This window comes from Pseudomonas sp. NFR09 (genome assembly GCF_900111535.1).
Taxonomy (GTDB): domain Bacteria; phylum Pseudomonadota; class Gammaproteobacteria; order Pseudomonadales; family Pseudomonadaceae; genus Aquipseudomonas; species Aquipseudomonas extremorientalis.
In genome coordinates this window covers 312,280-324,012 of record NZ_FOIH01000008.1, presented here as the reverse complement: position 1 = coordinate 324,012, position 11,733 = coordinate 312,280, and the positions used below count along the sequence as shown (strand labels likewise).

The window sequence follows — 11,733 nt, the reverse complement described above, 5'->3', positions numbered from 1 at the left end:
CCAACGCGGGGCAAGCCCGCTCGCCACAGTTGCAGTGTTCGCCCTTATGGGACGTTATCAGCCGGATATGGCCGGTTTCTCAAAGACCTGGATCAGCTAGCGTAGCTTCGCGCTCCATCAGCTTATCCACCAACAAAACCCCCAACTCACTCAACTGGTGAATGGCCAGCGCCACATCCCGCTGTTTACCCATCAACGCCTCCGACAGGTCGAGTAGCAAGGCGCTGACCGAGGAAAGGGTTTCGTAGCAGTTGACGATCAATGTTTCGTTGCTGGCATCGCTGGCGATGCTGAAGAGTGGCGCAGGTGGTGCTTCGGCACCGGGATTGAGGTAATGGTCAATCGCACGATTCGCCGCATGATTGAGCTTCAGGTCGGGACCGTTTGGAGGATTGGGCGTGACTTTGAACATGTGTGTTGTACCTGTTTTAGGGCCAACACCTTTTCGCTACTAAACGAGAGGGTGGCGGCTGTACGCAGGTTAGTAGACCGGGGAAACACACAAAGCCGGCGCGCCCGAGGGCGCCCTGCGCACAGCCACCATCAAGCACAGACAAGAACATCTGATCGATGAGGCTCATGCACTTTATGTTGTCACTCGGGCTACTAAACCCGATCACTGAGTGTTCAGCGACCGAGCCACCTTAGAGACGCTCACCCAAGCGCACAAGCCGGCGGATTCTGACGCAAGCGTAGGCAACCGGGCAAGGCTCGCGCCTTTCGTCCCGGCAGGATTAGGACTTGTCGTACGCCCTGTACGCGTTCTGCAGCACGATATGGTCCGCCACGTACTTCGCATCATGCCAAACCCCATAGATAAATGAAGATGCGCGGTTGACCAGGTTCGGCAAACCTAGGAAGTAAATTCCGCTCTGTGCCGAGATCCCGCGTTTGTGGAACGGCTCGCCTTTCTCGTCGAACGCGTCCACCTTCAACCAGCTGAAATCGAACTTGAAGCCGGTGGCCCAAAGGATTGTGGTCACGCCCGCTTCAGCTAGGTCCAGGCTCAACATCGGGTTCACCAGGCACTCTGGATCAGGCAACAGTTCCCAGGCCTGTGGCTCCGGCGGAAACGGCAAGCCATTGGCCTCGATATACGCATCCGCATCGCGCAGTACGTCAAAGTAAGCGCGGTCGCCTTCAGCCACGTTCTCGGCCAACCCCGGTTGAAACCTCATCACGCCCTCCGCCCAGTCCTGGGTGACGCCCACCAATTGAATGCCTTGATGTGCCAGTCGGCGAAAGTCCACCGTCTTGCCGCCTTCGTAACCACTCACCGCAAACGCCACGTGCTTTTTCTTCGGCTGGATCTTGACTTCATCCCACAAGCCCAATGCGCCCAGCCACCAGCAATAGTCGCGGCCACGATAGGCGCGGGGCGGGCGGTAGTGTTCGCCCACCGAGAGGTACACGGTCTTGCCGGCCTTTTGCAGTTCTTCGGCGATCTGCGAGCCGGAGGCACCGGCGCCGACCACCAATACGGCGCCTTCGGGGAGTTGGCCGGGGTTCTTGTAGGCGCAGGAATGCAGTTGGTGCAGCGGTGCGCTGGCGGGGACGATGTTCGGGATTGACGGGCGCTGGAACGGGCCGGTGGCAGCAACGACGTTGGCGGCTTCGATCACGCCCGCGGAGGTGGTGACCTTGAAGCCGGGGCGGCCTGCGTGGCGTTCCACCGACTGGACTTCCACGCCCGTGCGGACAGGGGCCTGCAACTTATCCGCGTAGGCCTCGAAGTAGTCGGCCATGCGCTCTTTCGGCGCGAAGGCTTCCGGCGAAATGCCTTCGAAGGTGAGACCGGGAAAGCGGTCATGCCACGCCGGTCCGTTGGCGACCAGAGAGTCCCAGCGTTCCGAGCGCCAGCGTTCGGCAATGCGGTGGCGTTCCAGCACGAGGTGGGGCACACCCATCAAGGACAGGTGCTCGCTCATGGCGACGCCGGCCTGGCCTGCGCCGACGACCAGGGTGTTGATTTTTTCGACGGACATAGGCGGTTCCTGAACAGTCATTAGGCGGTTTGGCCAAGCAATTCGGCCACAGCCGTGATTGCCAGTTGGTAACCCAGCGCCCCCAACCCGGCGATCACACCGGTGGCGGCCCTGGACACGTAGGAGTGGTGCCGGAAGCTTTCGCGCTGCCAGATATTGCTCATGTGCGCTTCGATGATCGGGCCGTCGAACGCCAGCAACGCATCGAGGATCGGCACCGAGCTGTAGCTGAGCCCGGCGGCGTTGATCACGAGGGCGTCGGCGTGCAGGCGTGCTTCCTGAACCCAGTCAACCAGCACGCCTTCATGGTTGCTCTGGCGAAAGTCCAGCGTCAGGCCCAGGGCGGCGGCGTGGCGTTGGCAGCGGGCGTCGATGCTGGCGAAGCTTTCGCTGCCATAGGTGCCGTTTTTATCCAGCCCGTACAGGTTGGCGTTAGGCCCGTTGAGGAAAAACACACGATGGGTCATGGGGCACTCCAGGCAATCAGCGCTTTCATACGGCCCAATCGTCCGGCACCACGGCGATCACATCGATCTCCATCAACCACTCCGGCTGGCCCAGCCCGGAGATCACCAACCCAGTGGAAATCGGGAACACACCTTTGAGCCACTTGCCCACCTCCTGGTACACCGGCTCGCGGTAGCGCGGGTCGATCAGATAGGTGGTGGTCTTCACGATGTGCGACAGGTCCGAACCTGCTTCTTCCAGCAGTTGCTTGACGTTCTTCATCGCCTGCTCGGCCTGGGCGCGCGGGTCGCCGAGGCCGACCAGGTTGCCGTCGAAATCGGTGCCGATCTGGCCGCGCACGTAAATGGTGTTGCCGGCGCGCACGGCCTGGCACAGGTCGTTGTCCAGCGCCTGGTTGGGGTAGGTCTGTTGGGTATTGAACATGCGGATGCGGGTGTGGGTCGGCATAACTGCAACTCGTGGGAAGCGGGATAGATCCAGCTTCACACCGCCCCGGCTGCGGCGAAACCAGCATTTGCGCGGGGTAGTGCTTAGGAAAAACCGAAGCCCGTGCAGGTCATCGGTTTGCGCCTGACCCGGCACGAACCCTGCAACACCGCCGGTACAGTCATTGTTGAGGGGCAGGCGTCATGCTCAGTCGTATTACTCAGCGTCAACTGGAGTATTTCGTCGCGTCGGGAGAGGCGGGCAGCATCAGTGCGGCCGCCGAGCGCATTCATGTGTCGTCGCCGTCGATCTCGGCGGCGATCACCCATATGGAGGCGGAGCTGGGCATTCAGTTGTTCATCCGCCATCACGCCCAGGGCATTTCCCTCACGGCGGTGGGGCGCCTGGTGATGCAGGAAGCCAAGCTGATCCTGGAGCAGATGACCAACCTCTACACCATCGCCTCGGAGTCCTTGAACACGGTGCGCGGGCCGTTGCGCGTGGGCTGCCTGGAGTCGCTGGCGCCGATGATCACGCCAGAGCTGGTGTTCGGTTTCGGCCGTGCGTTTCCCGGCGTACGGCTGACGCAAGCCGAGGGCAACCATGAAGAGCTGCTGGAAAAACTGCGCAGCGGCGAGCTGGATATCGCCCTGACCTACGACCTGGTGACCAGCCAGGACATCGACTTCCAACCCCTGGCGCAACTGCCGCCCTACGTGATGGTGGGCGAGTACCACCCGCTGGCGAACTCACCGGCCGTGAGCATGCAGGACCTGGAGGCCTACCCGGTGGTGCTGCTCGACACGCCGTGGAGCCGTGACTATTTCCTCAGCCTGTTCATCCAGGCCGGCACCACACCGAACATCATCATGCGCTCCACCAACCTTGAAACGGTGCGCGCCATGGTGGGCAACGGTATCGGCTATTCCTTCGCGAATGCGCGGCCCAAATCGAACATGTCCCAGGACGGCAAGCGCGTGATCCGCCTGCGCCTGGCGGGTGCACACCGGCCGATGCGCCTGGGCTACGCCACCGCCAGCAACACCCAGCTGTCGCGGGTGGTGTCGGCGTTTGCCGAGCGGTGCCGCATGTTTGTGTCCGACCAGTACATCCCCGGCATGGCGCCGCCGAGCTTTTTTGACCCGCATGCGGTGCGGGTGTTGAGCGGTGTGAGCTGAGCTTGCACCAGTAAGTGGCATGCGCAATACGGCCGATTCAAGCCTGCACCAAAGGTGGGAGGGGCCCCTCCCACATTGGATTTTGGGTGCTCTCAGGCTGCATAGGTTCTGCCTACCCAGTGCCCCGGCTTTTACGAATTGACCCCAACCGCCTCCCGCCACGACTCTGAACCCATCGATGTAGATCAACTTCTCAGGGCACAGCGACGATGACATTCGACTGGAACTACATGTTGGGTTTGCTGGGCGATGCCGAGTTCTGGCGCGCGACGTGGACGGTGATCAAGCTCAGCACCTTGACCTGGGTGTTGAGCATTGGCCTGGGCTTTCTGCTGGCCCTGGCCAAGCAATCCAGACATGGCCTGCTGAGCGTGCCGGCCCGCGGCTATATCTGGCTGTTTCGCAGCCTGCCGTTGCTGGTGCTGCTGATCTTTATCTACAACTTGCCGCAAGCGTTGCCCGGTACCTCGGCGGTACTGGCCGACCCGTTCTGGTCCGGCCTGTTGGCCCTGGTGATCTGCGAGACCGCCTACGTGGCTGAGATCCATCGCGGTGGCCTGCTGTCGATTCCCAAAGGGCAGGGCGAGGCGGCTCGGGCGCTGGGCCTGAAGTTCTTCGGCACCCAGTGGCGCGTGGTAATTCCCCAGGCGCTGCGGGTGGCGTTGCCGTCGCTGGCCAACGAATACATCTCCATCGTCAAGCTCACCTCCCTGGTGTCGGTGATCTCCCTGACCGAGATCCTGATGGTCGGCCAGCGCCTGTATTCGCAGAACTTCCTGGTGATCGAAACCATGGCGGCGGTGGCGTTCTTCTATGTGTTTATCGTCACGGTGTTCGACTTCCTGCTCAAGCGCCTGGAGCGCTTTCTCGACGTCAACCAGCGCAACGTGTCCCGTGTTCCCGATGCGGCGGTGCTGGCCCTGGCGACCCAGCAGCGCACTGCCTTGGCGCGCCCGGCCAATAATGGCGAGTCGGCGTTGCAGGCCACGCGGTTGCACAAGGCCTACAACGATATCGAGGTATTGGGCTCGGTGAATCTGCAGATCCAGCCCGGTGAAGTGGTGTCTGTGATCGGTCCGTCGGGCTCCGGCAAGACCACGCTGATCCGCCTGCTTAATGGTCTGGAGCAACTGGACAACGGCGAGATCAGGATCAATGGCCAACCCTTCATCCACTTGAACAAAGTCGGCGCGCAGAAACCCCAGTACATCGAGCACGCCGAGCATCGCCTGCACATCGGCATGGTGTTCCAGAGCTTCAACCTGTTCCCGCACTTGAGCGTGCTCGACAACCTGCTGATGGCGCCCAAGTACCACCGCCTGGGCGCGACCGCCGAACTCAAGCAACAGGCCTACGCGCTGCTGCACAAGGTCGGCATGCTCGACCACGCCTGGAAGTACCCGCACCAGTTGTCTGGCGGCCAACAGCAACGCGTAGCCATCGCCCGCGCCTTGATGATGCGCCCGCAGATCATGCTGTTCGATGAGCCTACCTCGGCGCTGGACCCGGAGAAGGTCAACGAGGTGCTGCAGGTGATCGAAGCCCTGGCCGAGGAGGGCATCACCATGGTCATCGTCACTCACGAGATGAACTTCGCCTTCAAGGTCTCCGACCGCATCGTGTTCATGGAGAAGGGCCGCGTGGTCTGCGACGACACGCCGTGCGCCCTGCGCAGCGGCTACAACCCACGCGTGGAGGCGTTCCTCAAGGACGTCTCGCTGGCGTGATCTCTTTAACGTTCAGGAAACACTAAAATGATCGAGCAATCGCAAATCGAACAATTCCAGCGCGACGGCTTCCTGGTGGTAGAAGGCGTGCTGTCGCAGGATGAAGTGGCCGCGTTACAGCACGACTTCGACCAATGGGTGGAAGAAAGCCGCAGCCATGACCGGGGCTGGGGCGCCACTGTCGATGGCCGTGAGCGCTTTGACCTGGAGGGCGACCACCGCGCCGACCACCCGTCCCTGCGCCGGGTCAGCTCGCCCACGGAGATTTCGCCGGCCTATGAGCGCGTGGCGTTGCACTCGCGCATGGCGGCGATTTGCGCGCAACTGATCGGCGCCCAGGGTACGCGTTTTCACCACAGCAAGATCAACTCCAAGCTGCCCCACACCGCGACGCAGGTGAAGTGGCACCAGGACTTTCTGTTCACGCCCCACAGCAACGACGACATCGTCACCGCCTTGCTGATGGTCAGCGAAGTGACGCCGCAGAACGGCCCGCTGAATGTGATTCCCGGCAGCCACAAAGGCCCGCTGTGGTCGCACTGGCAGCACCAGCGTTTCACCGGTTCGGTGGACGACAGCGTGGTCGCGCAACACTGCCAGCAACCGGTGGCCTGCTACGGGCCGGCCGGCTCGGTGTGCTTCATGCACACCCGGCTTTTGCATGCTTCCAGCCCAAACGAGACCGAACTGCCGCGCACGCTGTTCATCAGTGTCTATGCCGCTGAAGACGCGCTGCCCTTCGGCGAAAACCCGTTGCCCAGCGCACATGCCGGCCTGTTGGTGGCCGGTGAGGAAAGTGGCTTGGTGCGTTCCACCGACAACCACATGCGCCTGCCGCAGAAGCCTCGTGGCGCCTCGTTCTTCGTGCAACAGGCGGGACAAGATTCAGCCACTGCCTAACCCCCCTAAACCCTTGCAGGTAATCACCATGACAGCGTTTCGTAAAAGTGTTCGTCCCCTTGCCGTGTGCCTGCTGGGCGCAGCCGTTGCACTGACCTCGTTGGCCGCGTCGGCGTTCCAGCAGGACGGTAAGATCATCGCCGGTTCCGACGTGACGTTCTTCCCCTATGAGTACATGGATAACAACAAGCCGGCGGGTTTTGATATCGAGTTCATGGACGGCCTGGGCAAGGTCATGGGCCGCCGGGTCGAGACCCTCGACACACGCTTCCCCAACCTGATCACTGGCCTGCAGGCCGGGCGTTTCGATGTGACCAACTCGTCGATGTACATCACCGCCGAGCGGGTCAAAGTGATCGACATGATCCCTTATCTGAAAAGCGGCGAGTCGATCCTCACCCTCAAGGACAGCGCCTTCCAGCCCAAGACCCCGGAAGAGTTCTGCGGCCACAAGATCGGCTCCATGGGGGCCACCTCGTGGCTCGCGCAGATGAACAAGCTGTCCACCGAATACTGCGTCGCCAAGGGCCTGAAGCCGATCCAGATCAGCGAATACAGCACTGACCCGCAAACCACCCAGGCGCTGCTGGCCCACGCCGTCGAAGCGCAGATCACCGATGCCGCCGTGGCCCGAGGCGTGATCGACAAGCTCGGCAGCCGCGTGGTGATCTCGTCCGACACCCTGATCTACCCGGTGCTCAACGGCTTCGGCGTGAAGAAAGGCAATGACACGGTGAAAAAAGCCCTGCTCGACGGCCTGGAAAAATACCGCGCCACGCCGGAGTACGCCGCCCTGCTCAAGAAGTACAACTTCCAAGCGCCGACCGATGCCGACATCGCCGCACTGATGCCGAAGTAAACCTACACGCGCGTGCCGCATTCGCCTGCGGCCGCGCCCTGCGGAGAGCGATCCATGGCGTTATCCCACGAAGAACAGACGCGCATCGACCTGGCGGCGACCTTTCGCATCATCGCCCACCTGGGCATGCATGAAGCGGTGGCCAACCACTTCAGTGCCGCCGTTTCGGCCGATGGCAAACAGTTTCTGCTCAACCCGAAGTGGAAGCACTTTTCGCGTATCCGCGCGAGCGATCTGTTGCTGTTGAATGCGGAAGACACGGCCTGTGCCGATCACCCCCACGTGGACGCCACGGCCTGGTCGATCCACGGGCAGATCCACCGGCTGTTGCCACAGACCCGTGCGGTGCTGCACCTGCACCCGGTGTACACCACGGCGGTGGCGTGCCTGGCCAGGCCGCACATCCCGCCGATCGACCAGAACACCGCGCGTTACTTCAACCGCGTGGCCGTGGACGAGCTGTACGGCGGCATGGCCGACACCGAGGCCGAAGGCGCACGGCTGGCCGGGTTGCTCGACGGCAAGACGCGCTTGTTGATGGGTAACCACGGCGTAATGGTCACGGCCGGTTCCATCGGTGAAGCGTTCGACGACATCTGGACCCTGGAACGTTCCTGCCAGATCCTCGTCACGGCCTGGTCCACCGGACAGCCGTTGCGGGTGCTGTCCGATGAAGTGGCAGAAAAAACCGCGCGGGGCTGGGAAGGCATCGCGGACTTCTCGCGCCAGCATTTCGAAGAAATGAAGCAGTTGATGATCGACGCTGACCCTTCCGTGCTCGATTGAGGACACCTCCATGACGTTTTCCGTTGTCGCCCGCTGCGCCGAGACGGGCCAGTTGGGCATTGCGATCAGCTCATCGAGCATTGCCGTGGGCGCGCGTTGTCCGTGGCTGCGTCCCGGCGTGGGCGCGGTGGCATCGCAGAACATTACCTTGCCGAGCCTGGGGCCTCAGGTGCTGGATTTACTGGAGCAGGGCCTGACACCGAGTGAAGCACTGGCGACGTTGGCCGGTCAGGATCACAGCGAGTATCGGCAGGTCAGCGTGATTGATCACCTGGGCCGCACCGCGCATTTCAGCGGTGCGCAGACCCTGGGTATTCACCACGCAGTGAGCGGCGAGCAATGCGTGGCGGCAGGGAACATGTTGGCCAACCCCGGCGTAATCGCGGCCATGGTGGCGGCGTTCGAAGCGGCCCCGGGGCACCTGGCCGACCGCCTGCTGGCCGCGATGCACGCCGGTGTGGCAGGTGGTGGTGAAGCGGGGCCGGTGCATTCGGCGGCGCTGGTGATTGTCGATGACCTGCTGTGGCCAGTGGTCAATCTGCGTGTGGATTGGGCCGATGCGGACCCGATCAGCGCCCTCGACCAACTCTGGCAAGCCTATCGCGGGCAACTGCAGGATTACATCGACCGCGCCCTCAACCCGCAGATCGCACCGGGTTATGCGGTGCCGGGAGATGACCGATGAACAGCCGCGACCTGCTGGCGCAACTGGTGCGTTTCGACACCACCAGCCGCGAATCCAACCTGGCCTTGATCGACTTCGTGCGCACCTATTTGCAAGACCACGGCGTGGCCTGTGAGCTGGTGTACAACGCGCACAAGAGCAAGGCCAACCTGCTTGCGACGATTGGTCCGGCGCAGGTGCCCGGCATCGTGTTGTCCGGGCATACCGATGTGGTGCCGGTGGACGGGCAGCGCTGGCGCGTGGCGCCGTTCGAGCTGACCGAACAGGACGGCAAGTTGTACGGTCGTGGCACGGCGGACATGAAGGGCTACATCGCTTGTGTGCTGGCGTGCGTGCCGGCGTTGGTGCAGGCGCCGTTGCGCATGCCGGTGCATATCGCGCTGTCCTACGATGAGGAAGTCGGTTGCCTGGGCGTGCGCTCGCTGATCGAGCGGTTCCACGGGCAGCCGGTCAAGCCGCTGCTGTGTGTGATTGGCGAACCCACCGAACTCAAGCCGGTGCTGGGCCACAAAGGCAAGCTGGCGATGCGCTGCCAGGTGCATGGCGCGGCGTGCCATTCGGCGTACGCGCCGGCGGGCGTGAACGCCATTGAATACGCGGCGCGCCTGGTCAGCGAATGGGTGCGGCTCGGCGAAACGCTCAAGGCGCCAGAGCATCTGGATGCGCGTTTCGACCCGGCGTTTTCTACGGTGCAGACTGGTTTGATCAGTGGCGGCAAGGCGCTCAATATCGTGCCGCAGGACTGCAGTTTCGACTTTGAAGTGCGCTCGCTGCCGGCCCAGGATCCCTGGCAGGTGGTGCAGCAACTGCGCGACTACGCCGAGTACTCCCTGTTGCCGGCGATGCGGGCGGTGAGTGCGCAATCGGCGATCAGCATCAGTGAGTTGTCGAGCTATCCCGGGCTGGCCACAGCGCCTGAAAGCCAGGCCGCCGAATGGGTGGCGCAGTTCTGTGGCTCGCAGGATTTTGGCACGGTGGCCTTTGGGACAGAGGGTGGTCTGTTCGACCAGGCCGGTATTCCTACGGTGGTGTGTGGGCCTGGCAGCATGGAGCAGGGCCACAAACCGGACGAGTTCATCAGCCTGGCGCAGTTGCAGGCCTGCGACCGGATGTTGGCGCGGGTGCTGAAGTTTGTGAGCGTGTAGGTTACCTGTGGGAGGGGGCTTGCCCCCGATGGCGATGGGTCAACTAACAATGCAGTGACTGGATGTCCGCAATCGGGGGCAAGCCCCCTCCCACATTTGATCTTTGTTGTGCCCTCTAACTGTCAGTGCTTTGCCACACCCACCCGCCACTGCGCAGGCGGCAGGACTCCATTGACCAGGTAATTGCCTACGATCCGCGACTTGTACACCCGCGGGTTATGGTTCGCCAGGGTGCGCGCATTGCGCCACAGCCGGTCCAGCGCCTTGCTGCTGGCAGTGGCACTGGCACCCAGTGCATCGAACAAGGCGGTGGTCGCGGCCAGCGTCGCATCCACCACCGGGTTCACCGCCAGGCACACTTCCAGCTCGGCCAATGCAACCTGCGGATCATCGTCATGCAGTGGCTGGTCATGGGCAATCACAGACTGCGCGGTGTACTCCAGGCGTTGCGCCGCTTGCTGGGCAATCGCTTGAGCAGCGTAGGCTTGGCTCGCGACTTCGCCAATCACCTGTAGCAGTTGCACGTCCTGGCCTGCGGTGTCGGCATTGCCGGTGGTGAAGGTGCGGGCGCGCTGGCTGAGTTCTTCGGCACCGCTGAGGGCGGCGCGTCGGGCGATTCCGGCGAGGGTGCTGAGGTGGTAGAGCTGGAAGAACGACTGTCCATGGCCGAAGCGCTGTTGGGTGGGGCGCGCGTCGTTGTCCATCACCGGTGCGTTATCGAAGATGCAGGTGCCGCTGGCGGTGAGGCGCTGGCCGAAGCCGTTCCAGTCGTCGACGATCTTCACGCCGGGGGCTTTCAGGTCGATGACAACCGTATACACGGTGCCGTTTTCACCGGTCGCGATGGTATTGATCAGGTCGCTGTAGAGCGCGCCGGTGGTGTAGAACTTCTTACCGCTGATGCGCAATGCGCCGGCGGCATCGCGGTGCAGGCGGGTGTCGAAATCGCCACGGGCTCCGTTGCCGACTTCGGTGCTGCCGGGGGAGAGCAGGGCGCCTTGGCCGAGGCGGTCCAGCCACTTGGCGCGCCAGTCAGGGTCCTTGGCGCTGAGTACGTCTTCGCAAAAACCAAAGTGGCCGCGCAGGGCCTGGGTGATGTTGGAGTCGGCGGCGGACAGTTCCGCAAGCAGCGTGAGCAGCTCGACCAGGGTCGCATCCTGGCCGCCATAACTGGCCGGCAGGCGCCAGCGCGGCAAACCCAGGGCGTTCAGTTGCTGGATCACCGTGGCGAGGCTGGCGCGTGTCTGATCCGCCTCGGCGGCCTGCGCGAGAATCTGCGCAAACAGTGGGCGAAACGGCGCGGCCAGTTGTTCGTAGCGGGCAGTGGGCGGAGCGCCCCAGATATTCAAAGCGGGAATCGACATGCAATGGACCTTGCTGAAAGTGGTTCAGGTGCTGGGGTCCAGTGGTCTGGTGACGTCACCCTAACCCAGCGGCAGCGAAGGTTTTAATACGAAAAGCAACTAGCGACCTGTGGGACGGTTCTATCGATAGTGCCCAACAGTATTAAACCCCGCGCTTTTATTGCGTTAGCTTCTACCTGACGCGACCAGACTGCATGCCCACAGATGGTT

The 11,733-nt window shown here is 62.6% G+C and carries 12 protein-coding genes; 7 read left to right on the top strand and 5 right to left on the bottom strand.

The window, feature by feature from the left end; all coding sequences use genetic code 11:
• Positions 1-79 precede the first annotated feature (79 nt).
• The 4 genes from BMX59_RS19680 to BMX59_RS19665 all read right to left on the bottom strand — a co-directional run bounded on the left by BMX59_RS19680 (position 80) and on the right by BMX59_RS19665 (position 2,900).
• Complete coding sequence (locus BMX59_RS19680) at positions 80-412, bottom strand: DUF6124 family protein (protein WP_093124862.1); 333 nt, start codon at positions 410-412, stop codon at positions 80-82.
• A 322-nt stretch (positions 413-734) separates the two neighbouring features.
• Complete coding sequence (locus BMX59_RS19675; protein WP_093124858.1) at positions 735-1,985, bottom strand: flavin-containing monooxygenase; 1,251 nt, start codon at positions 1,983-1,985, stop codon at positions 735-737.
• Positions 1,986-2,005: 20 nt separating this feature from the next.
• Positions 2,006-2,452, bottom strand: a complete 447-nt coding sequence (locus tag BMX59_RS19670; RefSeq protein ID WP_092250659.1) for a type II 3-dehydroquinate dehydratase — start codon at positions 2,450-2,452, stop codon at positions 2,006-2,008.
• 25 nt (positions 2,453-2,477) lie between these two features.
• The gene (locus BMX59_RS19665; RefSeq protein WP_058425659.1) at positions 2,478-2,900 is read right to left on the bottom strand and encodes a RidA family protein; all 423 of its coding nucleotides are present in this window, start codon (positions 2,898-2,900) and stop codon (positions 2,478-2,480) included.
• A 182-nt stretch (positions 2,901-3,082) separates the two neighbouring features.
• On the opposite strand from BMX59_RS19665, the gene BMX59_RS19660 reads away from it, so the two are divergent.
• From BMX59_RS19660 to argE, 7 genes are all read left to right on the top strand, one after another.
• Positions 3,083-4,057 carry a LysR family transcriptional regulator gene (locus BMX59_RS19660; protein ID WP_093124850.1) on the top strand — a complete coding sequence of 325 codons (975 nt, stop codon included), beginning with the start codon at positions 3,083-3,085 and terminating at the stop codon, positions 4,055-4,057.
• A 209-nt stretch (positions 4,058-4,266) separates the two neighbouring features.
• The gene (locus tag BMX59_RS19655) at positions 4,267-5,784 is read left to right on the top strand and encodes an amino acid ABC transporter permease/ATP-binding protein (RefSeq protein ID WP_093124845.1); all 1,518 of its coding nucleotides are present in this window, start codon (positions 4,267-4,269) and stop codon (positions 5,782-5,784) included.
• A 27-nt stretch (positions 5,785-5,811) separates the two neighbouring features.
• Positions 5,812-6,684, top strand: coding sequence for a phytanoyl-CoA dioxygenase family protein (locus tag BMX59_RS19650; protein ID WP_093124840.1), 873 nt, complete (start codon positions 5,812-5,814; stop codon positions 6,682-6,684).
• Positions 6,685-6,712: 28 nt separating this feature from the next.
• On the top strand, positions 6,713-7,543 hold the full coding sequence (locus tag BMX59_RS19645; RefSeq protein WP_093124836.1) for an ABC transporter substrate-binding protein: 831 nt from the start codon (positions 6,713-6,715) through the stop codon (positions 7,541-7,543).
• 54 nt (positions 7,544-7,597) lie between these two features.
• Positions 7,598-8,329 (top strand): class II aldolase and adducin N-terminal domain-containing protein, encoded by a 732-nt coding sequence (locus tag BMX59_RS19640; protein ID WP_093124831.1) that lies wholly within the window; start codon positions 7,598-7,600, stop codon positions 8,327-8,329.
• Between the two features lie 10 nt (positions 8,330-8,339).
• The gene (locus BMX59_RS19635) at positions 8,340-9,014 is read left to right on the top strand and encodes a DUF1028 domain-containing protein (RefSeq protein WP_093124826.1); all 675 of its coding nucleotides are present in this window, start codon (positions 8,340-8,342) and stop codon (positions 9,012-9,014) included.
• Complete coding sequence (gene argE, locus BMX59_RS19630) at positions 9,011-10,159, top strand: acetylornithine deacetylase (RefSeq protein ID WP_071490165.1); 1,149 nt, start codon at positions 9,011-9,013, stop codon at positions 10,157-10,159. The genes BMX59_RS19635 and argE overlap by 4 nt, the downstream gene beginning before the upstream one ends.
• Before the next feature lie 122 nt (positions 10,160-10,281).
• Here the strand turns inward: argE and BMX59_RS19625 are convergent, their stop codons facing one another.
• Entirely contained in the window at positions 10,282-11,523 is a 1,242-nt protein-coding gene (locus tag BMX59_RS19625) for an acyl-CoA dehydrogenase family protein (RefSeq protein ID WP_093124822.1), read from the bottom strand.
• Between the last annotated feature and the right edge of the window lie 210 nt (positions 11,524-11,733).